At 70.9% G+C, this 17,994-nt stretch carries 18 protein-coding genes and 2 pseudogenes; 12 read left to right on the plus strand and 8 right to left on the minus strand.

What is annotated here, in order from left to right:
- Nucleotides 1–469: 469 nt before the first annotated feature.
- The 6 genes from ACFV6E_RS32580 to ACFV6E_RS32605 all read left to right on the plus strand — a co-directional run bounded on the left by ACFV6E_RS32580 (nt 470) and on the right by ACFV6E_RS32605 (nt 5,785).
- On the plus strand, nt 470–934 hold the full coding sequence (locus ACFV6E_RS32580; RefSeq protein WP_385466556.1) for a hypothetical protein: 465 nt from the start codon (nt 470–472) through the stop codon (nt 932–934).
- 42 nt (nt 935–976) lie between these two features.
- Nucleotides 977–1,636: a Crp/Fnr family transcriptional regulator gene (locus ACFV6E_RS32585; protein ID WP_385466559.1), complete on the plus strand. Its 660-nt coding sequence runs from the start codon at nt 977–979 to the stop codon at nt 1,634–1,636.
- A gap of 103 nt (nt 1,637–1,739) precedes the next feature.
- Nucleotides 1,740–2,543 (plus strand): hypothetical protein, encoded by an 804-nt coding sequence (locus ACFV6E_RS32590; protein WP_385466562.1) that lies wholly within the window; start codon nt 1,740–1,742, stop codon nt 2,541–2,543.
- Between the two features lie 52 nt (nt 2,544–2,595).
- Nucleotides 2,596–4,860 (plus strand): hypothetical protein, encoded by a 2,265-nt coding sequence (locus ACFV6E_RS32595; RefSeq protein ID WP_385466565.1) that lies wholly within the window; start codon nt 2,596–2,598, stop codon nt 4,858–4,860.
- Entirely contained in the window at nt 4,857–5,558 is a 702-nt protein-coding gene (locus ACFV6E_RS32600; RefSeq protein ID WP_385466567.1) for a hypothetical protein, read from the plus strand. Before ACFV6E_RS32595 ends, ACFV6E_RS32600 begins: the two co-directional genes overlap by 4 nt.
- A complete protein-coding gene (locus ACFV6E_RS32605) occupies nt 5,555–5,785 on the plus strand; it encodes a hypothetical protein (RefSeq protein ID WP_385466570.1) in 231 nt (76 codons plus the stop codon). Before ACFV6E_RS32600 ends, ACFV6E_RS32605 begins: the two co-directional genes overlap by 4 nt.
- A 163-nt stretch (nt 5,786–5,948) precedes the next feature.
- On the opposite strand, the gene ACFV6E_RS32610 is transcribed toward ACFV6E_RS32605, so the two are convergent.
- Nucleotides 5,949–6,512, minus strand: a complete 564-nt coding sequence (locus tag ACFV6E_RS32610) for a WD40 repeat domain-containing protein (protein ID WP_385466573.1) — start codon at nt 6,510–6,512, stop codon at nt 5,949–5,951.
- Between the two features lie 248 nt (nt 6,513–6,760).
- Between ACFV6E_RS32610 and ACFV6E_RS32615 the strand changes: the two genes are divergently transcribed.
- The 4 genes from ACFV6E_RS32615 (at nt 6,761) to ACFV6E_RS32630 (ending at nt 9,720) form a co-directional block, all read left to right on the plus strand.
- Nucleotides 6,761–7,027, plus strand: a complete 267-nt coding sequence (locus ACFV6E_RS32615) for a hypothetical protein (protein ID WP_385466576.1) — start codon at nt 6,761–6,763, stop codon at nt 7,025–7,027.
- 155 nt (nt 7,028–7,182) lie between these two features.
- Nucleotides 7,183–8,253 carry a helix-turn-helix domain-containing protein gene (locus ACFV6E_RS32620; protein ID WP_385466579.1) on the plus strand — a complete coding sequence of 357 codons (1,071 nt, stop codon included), beginning with the start codon at nt 7,183–7,185 and terminating at the stop codon, nt 8,251–8,253.
- Nucleotides 8,254–8,296: 43 nt separating this feature from the next.
- Nucleotides 8,297–8,881 carry a sigma factor-like helix-turn-helix DNA-binding protein gene (locus ACFV6E_RS32625; RefSeq protein ID WP_385466582.1) on the plus strand — a complete coding sequence of 195 codons (585 nt, stop codon included), beginning with the start codon at nt 8,297–8,299 and terminating at the stop codon, nt 8,879–8,881.
- A 137-nt stretch (nt 8,882–9,018) separates the two neighbouring features.
- Complete coding sequence (locus ACFV6E_RS32630) at nt 9,019–9,720, plus strand: SAM-dependent methyltransferase (protein ID WP_385466585.1); 702 nt, start codon at nt 9,019–9,021, stop codon at nt 9,718–9,720.
- Between the two features lie 132 nt (nt 9,721–9,852).
- Here ACFV6E_RS32630 and ACFV6E_RS32635 read toward each other — a convergent pair whose 3' ends face one another.
- Together ACFV6E_RS32635 and ACFV6E_RS32640 are read right to left on the minus strand one after the other, a co-directional pair.
- A complete protein-coding gene (locus tag ACFV6E_RS32635; RefSeq protein WP_385466588.1) occupies nt 9,853–10,770 on the minus strand; it encodes a helix-turn-helix domain-containing protein in 918 nt (305 codons plus the stop codon).
- Between the two features lie 87 nt (nt 10,771–10,857).
- A complete protein-coding gene (locus tag ACFV6E_RS32640) occupies nt 10,858–11,094 on the minus strand; it encodes a DUF397 domain-containing protein (RefSeq protein WP_385466660.1) in 237 nt (78 codons plus the stop codon).
- A gap of 201 nt (nt 11,095–11,295) precedes the next feature.
- Between ACFV6E_RS32640 and ACFV6E_RS32645 the strand changes: the two genes are divergently transcribed.
- A complete protein-coding gene (locus ACFV6E_RS32645; protein WP_385466591.1) occupies nt 11,296–11,853 on the plus strand; it encodes an ATP-binding protein in 558 nt (185 codons plus the stop codon).
- A 130-nt stretch (nt 11,854–11,983) separates the two neighbouring features.
- Here the strand turns inward: ACFV6E_RS32645 and ACFV6E_RS32650 are convergent, their stop codons facing one another.
- The 5 genes and pseudogenes from ACFV6E_RS32650 to ACFV6E_RS32670 form a co-directional block, all read right to left on the minus strand.
- On the minus strand, nt 11,984–12,583 hold the full coding sequence (locus ACFV6E_RS32650) for an SMI1/KNR4 family protein (RefSeq protein WP_385466594.1): 600 nt from the start codon (nt 12,581–12,583) through the stop codon (nt 11,984–11,986).
- A gap of 736 nt (nt 12,584–13,319) precedes the next feature.
- Nucleotides 13,320–14,811 (minus strand): annotated as a pseudogene (locus ACFV6E_RS32655) (UvrD-helicase domain-containing protein).
- Nucleotides 14,808–15,290 carry a hypothetical protein gene (locus ACFV6E_RS32660; protein WP_385466663.1) on the minus strand — a complete coding sequence of 161 codons (483 nt, stop codon included), beginning with the start codon at nt 15,288–15,290 and terminating at the stop codon, nt 14,808–14,810. Before ACFV6E_RS32660 ends, ACFV6E_RS32655 begins: the two are co-directional and overlap by 4 nt.
- Nucleotides 15,287–16,138 carry a DUF6083 domain-containing protein gene (locus ACFV6E_RS32665; RefSeq protein ID WP_385466597.1) on the minus strand — a complete coding sequence of 284 codons (852 nt, stop codon included), beginning with the start codon at nt 16,136–16,138 and terminating at the stop codon, nt 15,287–15,289. The genes ACFV6E_RS32660 and ACFV6E_RS32665 overlap by 4 nt, the downstream gene beginning before the upstream one ends.
- Before the next feature lie 177 nt (nt 16,139–16,315).
- Nucleotides 16,316–16,583: pseudogene (locus ACFV6E_RS32670) on the minus strand (helix-turn-helix transcriptional regulator).
- 184 nt (nt 16,584–16,767) lie between these two features.
- On the opposite strand from ACFV6E_RS32670, the gene ACFV6E_RS32675 reads away from it, so the two are divergent.
- The gene (locus ACFV6E_RS32675; protein ID WP_385466600.1) at nt 16,768–17,781 is read left to right on the plus strand and encodes a hypothetical protein; all 1,014 of its coding nucleotides are present in this window, start codon (nt 16,768–16,770) and stop codon (nt 17,779–17,781) included.
- The last annotated feature ends 213 nt before the right edge of the window (nt 17,782–17,994 follow it).

Consider the following 17,994-nt stretch of genomic DNA (forward strand, 5'->3'; position numbering starts at 1 on the left):
CGCCGACCGGTGTGCCGAAGGCGCCGCAGCGCACCGGCGTCTAAGAACCAACGGAAATGTGCCGGGTTCGTCTTCCGTTCGCAGGCGTAGCGGAGAGGGCAGGGTGCACAGCCCAGCAGTCGTGACCACGTGGGCGGCCGGTGGTCTCAGCGCTCGTTGCACCCGACGCCGCGTACGCCCCGCCCATGGTCCGCCGCCTGCCCTTCCCGGCACAGCCGCCTGCCGAAAGCCGGGAGTTCAGGACGACCAGCGCAGACGGCCGGAAGACACCGCCCCCACACGCCCGTCGGCGTCCGTCAGGACAACGGCGCCGACAATGCTCCGCGTTATCACCGAACATGAGACGGGGTTGCCTCACAGTGAGCAGCGCGGCACTGCCCGTGCCCTGTGATGGGCACCGCTCGTCGGCGCTCTCGGACAGGGTGGCTGCGTCCCGACAGCAAGGGGCAGGGACCGTAAGGAGGCTGGCATGAGTGGCAGTGCCGACGGGCCGAGCAGGATTGCCTCACAGGCATGGCGGCTGGAGGAGCGTGCCTTCGTGGAGATACAGCGGGCCGATACCAAGGCAGCCGCGTTGTGCGGGGTTGCCGGTGCTTTCCTGGCCGCCGGCGTCGCTGCGCTGTCGGGCCTGGAGGACATGCCTTTGGTCAGTGCGGCGCCATTGGTGCTGATGTGCGCGCTCTTGGTATGCGCGGTGGGGGCCGCGCTGTTCGCGCTGCGTCCGGTGGTTCCGAGAACCGGACTGTGGGCCGAGCTGGCCGGCGAGGCGGCTGCCCGCCGCACGGACGGCACTGGGGGCCATGGTGGCGGGGGACCTGCGCTGGCCCGCCTGGCGGACAGGAAGCTGCGGTCGGTCCGCCTGGCTATCGACCTTGTCTTGATAGGTCTTTCCGTGGCCGGAATGGGCTTGTTGAGCGGCTTCATAGTTGATTGAGAAAATGATCTCAATGTGACGAGCCGCAGCACAGGGGGACGTGTGTATCAGCCGCATGCCGCGGTGATCGGTGACGCGTTATGGGCACGTCTGAAGACACTCGCGCCGCAGCGCGTGCGGCCTGCCCGCAGCGTGCTGTTGCGCCAGGGAGATCCGGCGACCCACGTCATCGTGCTGGACTCCGGTTCGGCGCTGATCACCCTGGCCGGAACCGGCGGAGAGCGTGCGCTTCTTGCGGTGCGCGGTGCCGGCGAGCTGCTGGGGGAGCTGGCCGTTTTGGACTCCCAGCCGCGCACCGCCACGGTCATCGCTGCCGAGACGTGCCGTATCCGTATCGTTCCGGCCGACGTCTTCCTCGCTTTCGTGGAGGAGCACAGCCTGCACTCCTGCTTGCTGCGCCACGCCATCGCCCGGGTCAGGGAGTCGGAGACGGTCCGGCTCGAACTGGCCACGGCAGACGTGCCGCTGCGACTGGCCTCGGCTCTCTCCCGCCTGGCGGAGGCCGCCTCCGCCAACGCCCCGGAGCTCGTCGTGCGCCTGACGCAGACGGAGCTGTCCGAAATGATCGGGGCCTCGCGCAACGCGGTGGGAAACGCGCTCAAACCCTGGCGCGAGCAGGGGTGGGTGGCCACAGCACCCGGCGGCGGACTCCTCATCCGCAACATGCGTGCCATCGCGTCCCAGGCCCGGGCGCAGCCGTGACCGGGAGCACGGTGGGCATGCCCACTGGTGGGCAGCGCTAGCCGTCCCCTCCGATCAGCATGGGCACCTCCCTGACCGCCTGTGCCGAAAGGACGGTGCCCTGATGGCTGCGCCGCTGCCCGAGCGAGACGTGCCTGCCGAACTCGCCCTCCTGGCGATCGACATGGAGAAGTACAGCCAGATCCCCGAGGCGGGGATGGATGCCGCGCGGTGCGATGTGGACGACATCCTGACGACCGTGCTCGCCGAGTGCGGGCTTCCCGCCCTGGACGAGCTGCCGGGGTACAAGGACAGCGGTGACGGAGCCTTTCTGCTGTTCCCGTCCTCGCTTGTGGCCCGGCTGGTGGACCCGCTGCTGGGCCGGCTCGACGCGGCCCTGCGACGCTACCGGCAGCACCAGCTGGCCGACAGCCCGCTGGTGCGGCTGCGGGTCAGCGTGCATGCCGGCCCGCTGTCCCTGCCGCACCACCGCGGCGATGCCATCAATGACGCAGCCCGCCTCCTCAACAGCCAGGCCGTCCGCGAGGCAATGGCCGCTGCCAGGGACAGCGGCGGATTCCTCGCGGCAGTGCTGTCCGAGCTCGTCTACCACCGCACCGTGCAGGCCAACCGCACGCCGGGCTTGCGTGAGCACCACTTCGTCGAGGCCGTCGCCAGGGTCAGCGACAAAGCCGGCTTCGAGCAGCCCTGCCGCATCCACGTGCCCAACCTGACCGCGCCCGCCGTACGGCCCTACCTCACCGACGCCCAGCCGCCCGCTCACACTCCTGCCGCCGCCGAGCCGGCGACAGCGCCGGCCCCGCCGGCGGACAGCCGCGGCGGCACCTTCCATTTCCACGGGCAGCTCAACGACCCCACGATCGCCGACCGCATCAAATACCTGCGCATCGACCGGCGCCAGCACTGAGGCGCGCCCGCCTCCCCTGCCCCTGTCACCTCACCCACCGCGGAGTTCCTCCATGTCCGATGCCCCATTCGGCCCTTCTGCGCCCGAGCCCGGTACACCGGCCGACGAGACCGCCTCGCAGCAGCAGCAAAACGGCGCCAGCCGCTGGCTGACGCGCCGACGGCACCCAGGCACCGACCTCCCCGGCACGCCGGCCCCGGCACCCGGCGATCACTCCCTCCCCTCCCCCGCACTGCAGCCGCCCGACGCCGTCCCGGCCGGACAGCCATCACGAGAAACCGCCAACGGCGACACGCACCTGTACGGAGACGTCGGCGTCGTCGCCAACGTCATCGAGGAACTGAACCAGCAGACCCGCAAGCAGGATCTGCTGGAAGGCACCGAGGTCGACCGGAAGCAGTTCCTCGGGCTGCCGTTCGTGCGCAGCGCGCACTGGGACAGCGTCGAGCAGCAGGCCGTGGATGTTGACGGCGGCCGGCTGCGCCAGCCCGTGACGATCATCGTGGCGCCCCGTTCCTGCGGCTCCACCACGTTCGCCCTGCGGCTGCTGGCCGAACACACCGCCGGTCACGCCCAGATGATCAAGCTGGAAGCGGACTGGAACACCCCCAGCAAGGGACGCCTGCCCCTGGAGAAGGACCACGCCTACCAGCTCGACCTCAAGCACCCCGAAAACGACCAGCCGTCGGCCGACTTCCTCGACGCCCTGTCGGAGCACGCCGCTCACCTGCGCGGCTGCCGCTCCCACCTGGTACTGACCGTGGCGCAGGACCTGTGGAGAGACCACCGCCTCAGCGACCGCCCCGGCATCCACGTGCTCCGTCTGCAGGAGGCTCCCGACGCCGAGCGTGTCGTCGCGGTGCATCTGCGAGCCCACGGTTACGACGAGCTGACCGACTCGCTGCTGTCCTTCCCCAAAGCCACGGCAGCACTGCGGGGGCTGACGGCGGTGGCCGCCGTGCAGGCCGCGCACACCGCCGTCATGGCCTGGAAGGAACACTCCCGTGCGTCGCAGCAGCCGGCGAGGCCCGACGGCCAGAACACGCCGATGAGTCTGGAGCAGCGCATCACCTTTGCGCTGACCGACTGGCGCGATGCCCTCGACGGCCTGTTCGGCGACATGACCAGCCTGCGCAGCCCCGACAGCCCCTCCCTCCCGGTCGAGGACCGCTGCCTGCTCATCGCCCTGGCGGTACGCCAGTGCGCCCCCATGCCCGACGTGGCGCGCAGTGCGGCCGCTCTGCTGCAGGCCATCGGACATGCGCCTGTCATTCCCGGCGCCGCTGCAGGATCTTCCGGGCTTATTCCCAGCGTCCTGGCCGGACGCGGCCTGCGCCGGCGCATCCAGGACGTCGGAGCCCGCGTCGACATGCAGGACACGGTGGTCTTCGACCGGCCCACCTACGGGCGCGCCGTGCTCGAATACGTCTGGGACAACTACGACGTCATGCGCACCCCCCTGCTGGCCTGGCTGCTCGCCACGGCGCAGAGCCCCGATCCGGACGACCGGGCCGTGGACGCGCTGGCACAGCTCACCGTGCGGCACGGCACGACGGACTACCTCACCACCCTCGGCGACCTCGCCCGTGCCAGCCACCCCGAGGTGCTGGGCACGGTCATGGAGAGCGCCATCCGCAACGAACACATCGGACGCCTGGCCTGGGAGGCCCTCTACCAGTGGGCCGCACAGGACGGCTACGCGCCCACCGTGATCGCTCTGTGCCGGCGCATCCTGGAGGACTCCTCCGTCACCACCGCCCACGCCAGGCGGGCCATGGTGCGCCTGCGGCGCGTCGCACACAAGGCCGGCGACCACGCCGTGCGCGGACAGGTGCTGGACGCCTTCGACGCACTGGTCCAGCAGCCCACGGCGACACAGCACCTGATGAACGAGGTCCGCAGCTGGCAGGACGGCAAGGTCTCCGCCGCCCGCAGCGGAGCTCTCGCCTTCCTCGCCCTGATGAGCGCCGAACACGAGGGCATCCCGTGGCTCGTGTCCGCGCCGCCGCCCGGAATCGACGCGCAGCAAGCCGTGCACGACCTGCTCAAGTCCCCGGAGACCACCACGGAGGTCATCGCCCGTCTGACCCTGTGGATCCGCACCAGCGCCACCGACCCCGGCGCCTACACACGCCTGCGCGACCAACTCCTGCCGGCGCTGCGCGGCCACAGGATGCTCGACGCCGGCATGCGCCTCATGCAGGAGCTGCGCGACATCTCCACCACCGAGGGCGTCAGCGCGGCCGACGACTTCTACGACCACCTCGTCGACAACCGCGTGCAGGGCGTCTTCCCGCGGCCAGGGGGCGACGCATGAGATGGCCCTGGCACCGCGCTGCACGCACCAGCACGTCCGCCCAGCCCCGCGCCCTGCCCAGCGCCACCGACAACATCGCCTTCGAAGCCGTGTACACCATCACCTGGCGGCCGAACCGGCGCACCCGGCCCCACGCGGAAGAAGCCGTACGCACCCTCGTCCACACCGCAGCCGCCCGGGCCGCGAAGCAGCTGGCCGCCACGGACCTGCCCGCCGCGCAGGACGCCGTCAACGCCGCACTGGACACGCTCCCCCGCACCTGCCCGCACTACAGGCAGCTGGCCGCCCACGCAGTCCTGGACCTGTCCCTAACGACCCGCGAGATGCTGGCCCAGCAGGCAGCGGACGAACACCGCGTACGCCGCCTGCGGTTCTTGAAGGACAACCTCTACGACCGCCCCGACCTCATCGTCGTCGACCAGCTCGAGCGCCAGGCACCCGGCGCCCTGAGCGACGGGTACGTCGCCGAACTCCAGCGCCTGGCCCGCCTGATCAACTCCTGCGACCGCTGGTGGTTCCCAGTACTGCAGCAATGGGAACAGGTCGGCCGGGGCTTCAAGGACGCCGGCATGCAACAGCAGGCCATGCTCGTCCTGCACGACGCGCTCAAAGCCCTCAACGGCGGCAGCCTGCCTTCCGGCATCACACCGCCCGAAGACTCCTCGACCGGTGCCGCGGCAACGAGGGCACAGCCATGAAGCTGGTTCTGTGGCGAGTACTGCTCGCACCGCTGACCAGCTGGCGGGCCTGGCGCATCCGACAACGCAGCACAGCACCCCTGTCCTACGACGCCGCCTGGCGCCGGGCCCGCCTGCACCGCAGCCCCGACGAAATGGTCTACCGCCTGCACGGACACCAAGCCCCCACCGCCCCACCCACCGAAGACCACGACCACAGCAGACACCGGCCGCCCGGGCCCGCTTGACGCTGGAGACGGCGACAGCTCCGGGCGAATATGAGGTTGTCCCCTGGGCGCGGGCACGGGGTTCCACGCGACGAGTGACAACGTACGTGACATGAGCATTTGCTGTTCATGTTCGGCTGACGCGAGGTAGCCGAGGGCTTGTAGCGGATTCCGGCGACAACGTTCAGGGTCGGCGTACGTTCCAGATGCGGATGGTGCCGTCAGCGCTCGCGGTGGCGAGCTTTCGGCCATCGGGGCTGAAGTCCAGGAAGAGCACCGCGTCGTTGTGTCCGGTGAGTACCGCCACCTTCCGCGGGCTGGGGCCCTCGCTCATGTGCCAGAGGTGGACGTCACCGCCGTAGAGGTCGGCGACGGCGAAAAGCGGTTCGCTTGGATGAGCGGCACCGGTTCTCGCCTGGCCGGGCTTCCACGGTTGAGGTATCCATCCGCTGCCGTCGAGCCGCCAGAGCTCTCCGCCGCAAGGCCCGACCAGGGCGAAGGAATCGTCGTGCCGGCCGGCGATCACGGCGTTCCCGAGGCCGTGATCGTCGCCGTAGACCGTCGCGATGTCCGGCCAGAGATCACGGCCTTCCGGCAGCAGCGGCTCGCGTACCGCGGACCCCGGCGGCCGATGCCGCCATGTCCTGCCTTCTGCGTCGGCAATCGCCAGGTGGGCTACTGATTGGTCCGGCATGCGCGGCGATGTCACCACCGTGGTCGACGCCTTGCATAATTGCAGGCCGGTCAACGCACGGTCATTGGCGGTCGGATTCGATCCGGGATGGTCAAGGGTGAAAGCGCTCGGGTGTTCACCTCGTCACCGGCGTCAATTAGTCATCGTCGCGAAATGCAAATTTTGCGCGATGAACGGTTTATATGGCACCTGGCGTGACGGAGGTACTACCGTGCGTTGGACGCGAGGAAACCCCGGGCGGGCTAGCAACCAACACCGGGGCTCCTCATATGTCCAGCCCAAGAGAGGCGGGTTAGTACCGCATGCTTGACCGGTTTTCCGTCGCTGCCCTGTTGAGGGCGGCAACGTGCGACGACGTTAACATTCCGCGCTTTCTCCGGGGTGAAACCCGTATCGCGAGTGCCTGGGCTGTCACGCTGCAGGCGAGCGTGTTTCTGGCCATTGTGGTGATGCCCGTGATTCTGATCCGGGGCTGGTGGACGGCTCCCGCCACCGCCACGGTGGTGGCCGCCCTGCTCATGGCCACGCGGCAGTCGCACTGCCGCTACCAGCGCTTTCGGCTGAACTGACCCGTCCGGGCAGGCGGCGGCGCGCCACCTGGCAGCGCTGTCGCCTGCCCGGACGTCCACCAGCACCGCGACACGCAGAAGCCGAGTTTCTCCCTCCCGTACGCAAGAACCCGCGCACCGGGAAGAGAAACGGCCACGGGCCACAGGAGGAAACGATGACGGGCAGCAGCCCGCGCCATGATGTCTGCCGCAACTGCCAGCAGCCGTTCGCCCAGTCCACGGGACCGGGGCGAAAGAGGGAGTACTGCAGCACCACCTGCCGGCAGCACGCGCAGCGCAAGCGGGACGGCCGGGCGGGGAAGCAACGGGCCCGCAGCGCCCTGCCGCTGGGGCGGCGGATCGCGGAGGATCTGCAGACGCTGTCGGCGGCCTTACTGGAGGCCGAGTACAACGACCAGCCGCTGGAGGAACTGCTGCGGTGCGCAGTCGAGGTGACCCGGGAGGTGGAGTGTTACACGTCGGCGGCCATCCAGGACGCCCGTAACCAAGGCGCCGACTGGAAGCGGGTGGCCGCGGCCGCACAGGTCAGCGTGACCACGGCACGCACCCAGTGGGCGGAAGCGAAGGTGCTCAAGCGCCTGGAGCGGCGGGCCCGGGAACGTGCCGCGGTGCGCCAGCCGCCGGCGCCGGGGGTGCAGCCCCGGGACGCCGCGCAGGACCGGCTGCTGTCCCAGGCGGCCGAACCGGCGTCGGCGAAGCTGGCCGCGGCGCTGTCGCACCTGCACCGCAGCAGCGGGCTGGCGATCCGGGACGTGGCCGAGCAGTTGTCCCTGTCGCCGTCGTACGTGTCGCGGATCCTGTCGGGTGAACGCATGCCGACCTGGCCGGTGGTGTGCACGCTGGTGAAGCTGTTCGGCGGGGAGCCGGCCGAGCTGAGCGCACTGTTCGAGAGCGCGCACGGACTGGTGCCCCCGGCCCAGCCGGGCATCCCCCACGCCGTGGCACAGTTGCAGGCGGCCCTGCGGGGGCTGCACCTGGCGGCCGGGCGCCCGGACCCCGCAGTGATCCACCAGATTTCGCACGGGGCGCTCAGCGCGCAGGAGATCAACGACTTCCTCAGCGGCGTGCTGATCCCGAACTGGGAGCAGGCCTCGGCGCTGGTCACCGCCCTGGGCGGGGGGCCCGCCGAGGTGCGGCCGCTGTGGGAGGCCGTCCATTACGCGTTCCTGTTCTGCCTCGACCCCGATCCCCGGCAGATGCCGCGGGAACGCCCAGCATCCGACTGACCGTCCTTCCGCGCCCGGTAAGAGGTGCCCCATGTTCTTGTCCTTGCGTCGTCACAGTGAGGCGCCCGTGCTGGCGTCCTGCCCGCCGTCCGCGCGAGATGAGTTCCCCCAGGAGACGATCAGGCTGGCCCTGCCGCTGGAGTACACGGCGTTCTGCCTGCTGCACCAGGAGCGCTACCTGCGCTACACCCAGGAACGGATGCAGGATGCATGGGTGAGCCGCAAAGTGGTCGAGGCCGCCCTGGGCAATCTCGCCACGATCTGGCCGGCTGTCATCAGCAGTTCCCGCCCCGCGGCGGTGGCCTGGCGTCTGCTGGACGCACTGATCTCCTCGGCGCTGCGCGGCCAGCGGGCCCGGGCGGCGCACCCGCTGGATCCGGTGCACCGCATCCTGCCGCCGGCCCAGGCGGACGCCGTCATTCTGCGCTGCCGGCTGCAGTTGAGCCAGGCCCAGGCCGCCGAGGTGATGGGGGTCGAGGAGCCGGCGGTCGCCTCGCAGCTGCGGATGGCGCAGCGTGCACTGCCCGGCGACCTGACAGCCGAGCCTTCGGGGCCCGGGCCGGGAGCGCGGTCGCCGGTGGGCTGTGCAAGTCGTGACGCCGGGGGCGGAAGCGGGTCGTTTCCATAGCGCACTTCCGTCAGCTGCGGGCCAATCTGTGCGGACCGGTGCGTGCGAGTGGCGGATTTTCTACCCTTGCAAGGGCTGCGGTGCAGGGTGTGCCGCAGTGCGCCGACGGGTGGGGTGCCGCATTGGAGCGCGGGCGGGTGCCGCTGGTCGACGTCGCCGACGTCGCCTCCCCCAGCCTGGCCCGGATGCACAACTTCCTTCTGGGCGGCAGGGATCACTATCCGGCCGACCGGTCCGCGTGTGAGCGGCTGCTGCAGATCGCCCCCGATGCACGGCGGGTGGCCGAGACCGGCCACCGGTTCCTGCTGCGGGCGACCAGCCGCCTGGTGCGCGAGCACCGGGTGCGGCAGTTCGTGGTCTTCGGCGCCGGGCTGCCCACCCCGGCGGGCGTGCATCAGGTCGCCCAGGAGATCGATGCCGTCTCCAGGGTGGTCTATGCCGAGGACGATCCGCTGGCCGTCACGCATGACCGGGCCGTGCGGGAGGACCGGCGGCGCACGCTGGTCGTCCAGGCCGCCCCGGGCCGGGCGGCACAGGTGCTGCCCGGCCCGGCGGCACGGAACTTGATCGACATCGGTCTGCCGGTGGCGGTGCTGTTCGTGTCGGTGCTGCACACTCTGCCGGATCCGGCCGGGGTACTGCAGGAGACGGCCTCGGTGCTGGCGCCGGGGAGTTTCCTCGCCGCCAGCCAGCTGGTCAGCCCGCCAGCCAGCTGGTCAGCGAGGACGCCCGGGTGCGGCAGCACGCCAGCGAGCTGCTCCGGGCGACGGCCGGCGGCCGTTCGGGACGGGTTCGCTCCCGCCGCGAAGTCGCAGCGTCCTTCCGCGCGCTGCCGCTGATGCCTCCGGGGCTCGTCGATGTCGCGGTCTGGCACTGCGCACGTGATGGCACAGCGGCCGGTGGCAGCGTGCTGTGGGCGGAGTCCGGCGGCGTGGCCCGCATCGGGTGATGCGCCGCAGCCGCGCCGGACGCTACGCCTCTTGTCCGTGCACGAGTTGGCGTTGCAGCAGGTCGAGACTGTCCTGCGGGGAGAGAGCCGCCTGGGCCAGATGGTCCAGGACACGCCGGCAGTGCTCGGCTTCCTCGCGCTCGTCCAGGTAATCGGCATCGCGCAGCTGCTCGAGGTAGACGATGTCCGGCAGGGCAGGGAGCTCGAAGCGCAGGTGAGTGATCGGGAAACCAGCCGCTGCGCAGGCCGGATCGTCCAGCGGCGCGATCTGCACCGTGATGTTGTCCAGCCGCGCCACCTGCGCCAGGTGATACAGCTGCTGGCGCATGACCTGCTCCCCGCCGACCGGACGCCGCAGGACGGCCTCGTCCAGCACCGCCCACAGACGGGGTGCGTCGGCACCCACCAGGACCTCCTGGCGTTCCATCCGCAGCGCCACCCGCGAGCGGATCTCCTGCACTCTGGCGAACGGGTAGCCCTGGCGCACCACTGCCCCGGCGTACCCGGCGGTCTGCAAGAGTCCGGGCACCAGCTCAAGTTCACAGGCGCGGATGATCGAGGCGGCTTCCTGCAGCCCGATGAGCTTGCCGAACCACTCCGGCAGGACCCCGTCATACGCGTGCCACCAGCCCGACTGCCGGGAGACCTGCACCACCTCGGCGAAAGTGGCCATCAGTTCGGCGTCCGTCACCCCGTAGAAGACGAGCAGGTCCGTCACGTCGCGCGGTTTGCAGGTGACCAGGCCGCGTTCCATCCGGCTGATCTTGGCTTCCGACGCACGGATGGCCTTGCCCGCCTCCTCCGCTTCGATCCCGGCTTCCCTGCGCAGTATGCGCAAGAAGCGGCCCAGGACCAGACGCAGTGCGATCGGGCTGCGTGCAGAAGCGGCAAGATAGTACTCAAGAGCTGGAGCATCCACCGAGCGGGCTGACGCGAGCATGGGGGCTCCCGGGACAGGACAGACGATGCACGCCAGTCTCCCAGGGCGCCGCCGGGCAGGAGTCCCGAAAACGTCTTTCCCCTGCGGTCATTCGGTGAAGGCGTCGAACTCGCCGTCCTTCGCCCCGGCCACGAAAGCGGCCAATTCCGCCCGGGTGCAGACCAGCACGGGGCCCTGCGGATCCCGCGAGTTGCGCACGGCCACCTGACCGTCGGTCGGTAAGGCCGGCGCCACGCAGTTCCCGTCCGCTCCACTGCGCCGGCTCTTCACCCAGACCACGTCGCCCGGATCACGGAAGGCCACGCCGCTGCCGGCCATTTCCATGTCCGCCCTTCCCACGCTGTCCGACATTCCTCTGCCGCTACCCCGTAGCAAGCTTCACGATAGGCACATGCGTTCCCCTCACCCTCCTTGCGGGTCTGCAATTTCCGATGCAATTGCACTGGCGGTGGAGCGGCGAGGATACTAACCGGTCGGGGCGCGGTTCCGCGGCCCGCAAACTGGACGTCTTTCGGGGGATGAACAGTGACAACGCACACGGCCACGACACTCAGCCAGGTCACCGGAGTCCCGATCTCCCCCTTGTCGGCGCACCGCGACCCGCTCGACACCGCGGCCCTGGCCCCGCCCACCACAGGCGACTGGGGACTGGCCCTCGGCATCAGCGCCGCCGCATTCGCCGCCCGCGCCTTCACCTGCGCACCCCGCAGCCTCGAAACCGTCCGCCGCTTCGCCCGCGACGTGGTCGACGACTGGGAACTGCACGCGATCGCCGACGACGTGATCACCGTGGTCGGCGAACTCACCACCAACGCCGTACGCCACGCCCTGCCCCAAGGCGACACCCGCTACGCCAAAGCATGGCTGGGCATCGCCCGCACCGGCGGCGCCCTGGTCTGCGCCGTCGCCGACCCCGACCCCACACCCCCCACACCCCCCGCACTCGGGCACCCCGACCCGTACGCAGAGACCGGACGAGGCCTGCTCATCGTCGAGGCCCTGGCCACCCAGTGGGGCTACACACGCACCGACCCCACCGGCAAAACCGTCTGGGCCCGCATCGCCCTGCCCCCACACCCCTGAACCAGCCCACACGGAACCGGACTGACGGCCGGCAACCGCCGACGAACCGCGCCGCCCGACGCCCCCCCCCGGGCAGTCATGAGCCCCGGACGAAATCCTGAAACACTCGACGCAAAAAGAAGGCTGGCCCTCACTCGCCGAACATTCCGGCGAACGGATCCAGCCGTCCAGTCCAGGAATCGATTCCCGCAGCCCGCAGACGCCCCTCCTCGGCCGCGTGCAGGAAACACGGCGACTCGCCCCACCAGCCGACAGAGCCCAGAGGGATCTCGCTGCAATCCTCTCGAAAAAGCCGACACAGGAACTCGACCATGCCACAGGGATACTCCGACCACGTGGCATCGTCCTGGTTCCACACCAGCACAGGCCAGGCCTCCGGCTTTCCTGTGACACGCCAGCAGAGGATGTCAGCACTGGCGTCCACCCCCCAGGCGATGATTTGTGACGGCAGCCAATCTCCGGCCGCCGTGCTTCGCCGGAAGGATTCCGCGGTCCGTGTCTCCGCCTCCATCCCCTGGTACACGGGCTCAGCGCCTTCCGCCGTACGCGGTTCCGGCAGCAAGAAGCCCAGGTAGTCACTCACCGTTCCCCCGCCGTAGAGCGCCATGAAGTCCTTGTAGTCCCGGGGGAAGGGATGCCCCCAACTGCGTTCCACGGCCTCCCAGTCGACGAGGTCACCGGCCCCGGCATGAGGAGGCATCAGGTTTCGCAAAGTCTCGATCCACAGCACGCTGTCATCTTGGCCTGGTCAGGGCATTGAGCCGGTCGGCACGGGTCGGTCAGTACAGCTGCCAATAATCGTGTCAAGCCCCCATCGACGGCAGCAGGAAGCTACTTACGACAGCGGCCCAGCCCACCATGACCGCCTTCTGGGCCGACATACCTGAGCGCGGTGCCCCCAGCCGACGGTCCGCCGAGCCGGAACCGCCCCTGCGGGCACGCGGGTGATCCGCACGGGTCCCGGGTTGTAGACGCTGCCACCAGAGCCCGTCATCTCCTCTTCGGCCAGCCAGCGGTACAGCCACTCGGAGAAGCTGACCGAAAACTCGAAAAAACACCTTCCCCGTTCTCCACGAACAGCGATCCTGCGCCCCCTGATCCTTTCGGCGCGAGGAAGATGGCCTCGCCGCGATCCGTCAACGCCAACGGAATCATCCCGTCCGGCGTACCGAACCGCTCGGGCATCCGACGTGCGCGTGCACAAAGGGCCCCAGTCAGTACGGCGGTCAAGTAGCACTCGCCGCAGGGAAACTCGTCGACGAAATGACATGAAAGCACGGAATAAAATTCAGTAATCTGAGTCACAGCACCTGCTGTAGAGGTCTCACGGACCAGCCCGAACGCCTTATACAGGGACTTCGCGCACGCCGACAGCCGTCCCGATCTGGCTCAGGCTGAACAAGGGCTCCACGCGCCACCTCACGGTGCCCCTGCGCCGCTGCCCCGGAAGCACCTGTCAGACGGTGTCACGATGTCTGACCCGTCGTTGTGTCTGGATCCTCCTTCGCGGCGGGGCCCCCGTCGGGGTGGGCGTGGATCCAGGACAGGCCGCCCAGGTCGAGGTGTTGGCGGGTCCGGGTGACGGCTACGTAGGCCAGGCGGGCTTCGCCGTCGTCGACCGGATCGGGTGGTGCAGCGGTGCCGGTCCGCCCCTCGGAAGGGGTGTCTTCCGGCCGGGCGAAGTCGTCCGCGATGAGCACGCGGGGCCATTCGCGTCCCTTGGCCTTGTGGGCGGTGGAGACAGTGACCTGAGCATGTGATTCGGGGGCGAGCTGGGCGACGGCAGCGAGGATGGCGTCGGTGCCGTGGGCGTCGACAAGGCTGACCAGGGGCTGCAGGTCGCGTCCGGCCGGGTCGTAGGCGGCGTAGTCCTGCAGGTCGCCCCAGGTGGGGAAGAGGGTCAGTTCGGGGTGGTGGGTGCGGCGACCCTCTTTCAGCTCGCGGGCGGCCAGGGCCAGGACCTGGAGGCTTGCTCCTCCCCCGGCCAGGGCGACCCGGCAGCCGGCGGCCATGCAGGTCATGACCTGGGCCATGGCGCCGACGTTGGTGCGGCACAGGACGGCATCGGGGCAGGCAAGGGGGCCCACTTCGGTGGGAATGGCGGGAGTGCCGGTGAGGCGGATCGGGGCGTCGGCCAGGCGCAGCCAGCGGTTGGCTTCGTCGGCGAGGACGGGGCCGAAGCGGAAGGACTGCGACAGGGTGAGCCGGGTGCCGTTGAAGCCGGTCATGACGTCCTTGGCGCCGCGCCACTGGTAGATGGCCTGGGCGGAGTCTCCGACCATGACGAGCTGGGCGTGGTCGCGCTGGCTGAGGAAGAGGTGTTCGACGACGGGGTTGGTGTCCTGGGCCTCGTCCAGCAGCAGGAAATCCGCATCGAGCCGCGGCCGGGTCAGGGCCCAGATTTTCAGGTAGTGGTCGTACTCGAAGCGTACGGCGCCGGCGTCGGGATCTTGCAGGTCGGCCCAGGCCTTGCGGGCGAACGGCAGAACATGGCTCGCGAGTTGGGCGTGTCGGTCGGGATCGTCCAGGCCACGCAGGCGGGGTACGTGGTGGCGGGTGATCGCCTCGTCGGCTGTGTGGCAGAAGCGGGTGACGGTGCGCAGGGCGGCGTTGGGTGACGGCACGGTCGCCGACGCGGATCGCTTTGGTGATGCCGAGGGCCTGTCCGGTCTGCCAGGCGGGGCGGCGGGGTGCGTTCAGGCGGGGGCGGTAGCGGTGGCCGACGGCGGCGTAGGCGAGGGCGTGGGCGGTCTTGCACCGGACGCTTGCCGGGAAGCGGGTGGCGGCGTTCTGGGCGATGGCCCGGTTGTAGGCGAGGTAGCGGCCGCGGCGGGTGGTGGCGGCGGCGAGCAGGGCCAGGGTGGTGGTCTTGCCGGTGCCTGCGCCGGCCTGCAGGGCGAGGTGGTGGCCGGCGTGGAAGGCGTCGGCGGCGGCGGTCCGTTCGTCGGTCGGTTTCACGGTGTGCTCCTCCCGGACAGCCGGGTGAGGGCGTGCCCGACGGCGGCGAGCAGACAGGCCGGGGTGGTGGTCTCCAGCAGGCGCTGCACCTGCCGGTCGATGCGGTCGGCCTCCTCATCGGCGTGCTGGACCAGGGCCCGGTGCAGGGCCAGTTCCGTGAAGCGCTCGGGGCTCTGGTGCGCGCGGCGCGCGCCGTCTTCGAGGGCGGCGCGGGCGGCGGGCGGGAAGGCGACGTTGAGCAGCACGTGGTGGTCGGCGTCCGGGTAGTGGGTGGTGATCACGTCGACGGGCAGCCGGTGTCCGAGCCGGTGGCGCAGTTTCTGTGCGGCCCGGTGGGGGCTCTTGGCGGGCATGAGAGTCATCAGGCGGGTGGCGTCGTGGTTGGCGGCCAGCGGCAGTCGGCCTGCTGCACGGTGCAGGGCCTGCGGGGAGAGCGGGCGGGTCAGGGAGACCTCGAGGGCGTAGTGGGGCACTGTCAGCTCGCCCGTCCCCGGGCCGCCGGTGAGTGCGGGAGGCGGGTGTGGATGTGGGCGGCGTGCGCGAGCGGGTCGAAGGGCTCCCATCCCGGCAGGGCGAGGTCGGCGACGGAACCGGCGTTGTGGGCGGGGCAGCGCTGGGCGCGCCAGCGCAGCTGCTCGCTATGGGGGAGGTGGCTCAGGTCGTAGAGGGCCATCGGAATATCGGGCAGGGCGGACTGGCCGTGCTGGGGTGAGGCAGGCAGCAGTCTCCAGCGGCCGACAGGGCTGCCGGCGGACAGGACGGGCCGGGGACAGCGGTGCCGGTGGCGGGTCCGGGCCACGCAGCGCAGCGAGTTCAGGGGGCCTGGGGCCAGGTAGCGGACGAGCAGGATCTGCACGACGGGCCGGGCAGGAGGCCGGGGGCCGGCAGATGGGGCGGTACTGGAGGGCGGAAGCGGGGCGAGGTTGCCGGTGTCGATCAGGCGGCGGGTGCGGACGGCGAGGTGGCGTCGGATCGCTTCGAGGCGGAGGCCGGGCGGGCAGGCGGGGGTACGGCGCGGGCACAGGACGGCGTGCGGGATGCGGCACCAGGCGCTGCCGTCGCCGTGCGGGTGGGCGATGCCGCCGCTCAGGTGCCAGCGGCAGGGCTCGGGGACGTGGGCGGTGGGCAGTTCGGCCGGGTGCAGGGCGATCGGCCGTCGGTCGGTGCGCTGATAGAGGTGGACGGGCTGGCCGCACTGGCGGCAGCGGCTGCTCTGGTCGGCGCGCAGCAGGCGGCTGGGGCTGGTCGCGGCCAGGTGGAGCGGGCGGGGGTGGCGGGTGACGCGGGGGCTGCCGTCCCGGTGGCGGCCGGCGGGTGTGGGGTGCATGGCGGGGACGGTGTCAGCAGACGCGCCGTGCGGGGCGGTGCGGCTGTGAGGGTGTCGCTCGGCCGGCCCAGCGGGGACGAACACATATCGCAGCACCCGGATGGGTGTTCGGTGGGGGCTCGCCGGTTCGGGTGATTCGCCGCTCCGCCGCCGGGCGGGACGGCGCGGCGGGAAGGGTCAGGTGTCCCGGCTGCCGCCGGGCGGGGTGTGGTCGTCACAGAGGGCGCCCAGCAGGTGCTCGATGGGCACGTCGAAGGCGTGGACGAGGGTGTGCCAGGTGGTGACATTGCCGGCGGCGCGGCCGTGCTCGAGGTCGATGAGGGTGCGCCGGGCCAGGCCGCTGCGGTCGGCGAGCTCGTCGAAGGTCCAGCCGCGCTCGCCCCGCAGGCGCGCCAGCGTCAGGCGCAGCGCGGTGAGGTTCGGGATCGGGCGGCGAGATCGTCACCCCACCATCCGACGGTGCAGACACCTGCCCTGTCAGTGCGGGAATCTGCACTTTCCGGACCAGGGGGTCGAGATGGCTCCCGTAGTGCAGAAACCTGCACTAACGTGCCTGCGTCCCGGGTCGCGGACCAGGCCGGCGGGGACACAGGCTCACGACGACGGACGAAGGCGAGGGCGGTCGGCCGATGAGGCTCGCTGGTGCGCATGCCGCGGTGCGGCGGATCTGGACGGTGGAAGTGCGCCCCTTCGGGGGCCGTCCGGCGCTGGCCTGCCCGTACTGCACCGCCCGCCCCGCCCTGCCCGCCCGGAGCGCGCGGTCGGCGGCACTGGCGCATCTGGCCGGCCACGCGCGCGCCGACGCGCTGCCCGGGCATCTGCGCACCTGCCAGTGCCGCCAGCGCGGCTGCTCCTGGCATCCGCGCCACCGCGGCTGCGCCGGCCCCGTGCTGCTCGCCCTCACCCGCGACGGCAGCGGCCGCCTCTGGCGGCTGGCCGACACCTGCGCCGCCTGCGCGGCGGCCACCAGCCGCACCGCCGTCGTACCGGACATGCTGCCCGGCACGAGCCGGCGGCCGCTCCAGTCCCTCTCGTCCGCACGGCCGGGCCGCAACCAGCAGCGCCCCCGAGACGAGGAGGCACAACAGCGGACGCGCGTACGGGAGATGCTGACGTATCTCGCCTCCGCGCTGCCCCGCTGCACCACGTCCGCCGCCCGGCTGCTCGCCCTGCAGTGCGCCCTGCGCTGCGACACCCGCGGCCGCGTCCGGCTGCGGGCCGGCCTGCTGCGCGGCATGCGCCTGCACCGGCGCCAGGAACTGTGGCAGGAACTGGCCCAGGACGGCTGGCTGGAGCTGCCCGACCTCCGCGCGCCGCGCCTGGACGTGCGGCTTGGCGACACCGCGGTCCTGGACCAGGCGCCCGGCCGCCACGCCCGCCGCCGCGCCGCACACTGGGCGCTGCGGCCCGCCCCCGTCACCCTGCCGGCCGCGGCACCGCCGGCCCTGCACCTGACCGCACTGGCGCTGGCCGCACACACCGCCGCCGACGGCACGACGGACCTGGACACCCTGGGCCGCCTGTGCGGACACTCACCCCAGCAGATCGGCGAACTCCTCGACCGCCTGGTCGCCCACCGCGCCCTGTCCGCCTGGCACCACCTTACAGAGACCGGCGAAGTTACCTGGCGGCTGCACCTGTAGCACGGGCGACCTGCCTTCCGGCGGAAGTGTCTCGGCATCACCCCGGCTCGGGGCTGTGATACAGCCGCCCCGCTCCGGCCGCGGACGAGCGGCCGCCTCGCTGCGTGAGCAGCGGGGACGTCGTGCCCAGGGCTACGGCGTTACAGAGCCGGACGGGTTCCGGATGGGGCGGCCGAGGAGGCGTCCGCCGATGGCGGCTCGGTCTTTGGGCAA

Origin of the sequence: Streptomyces sp. NPDC059785, from assembly GCF_042732375.1 — a bacterium.
GTDB lineage: Bacteria > Actinomycetota > Actinomycetes > Streptomycetales > Streptomycetaceae > Streptomyces.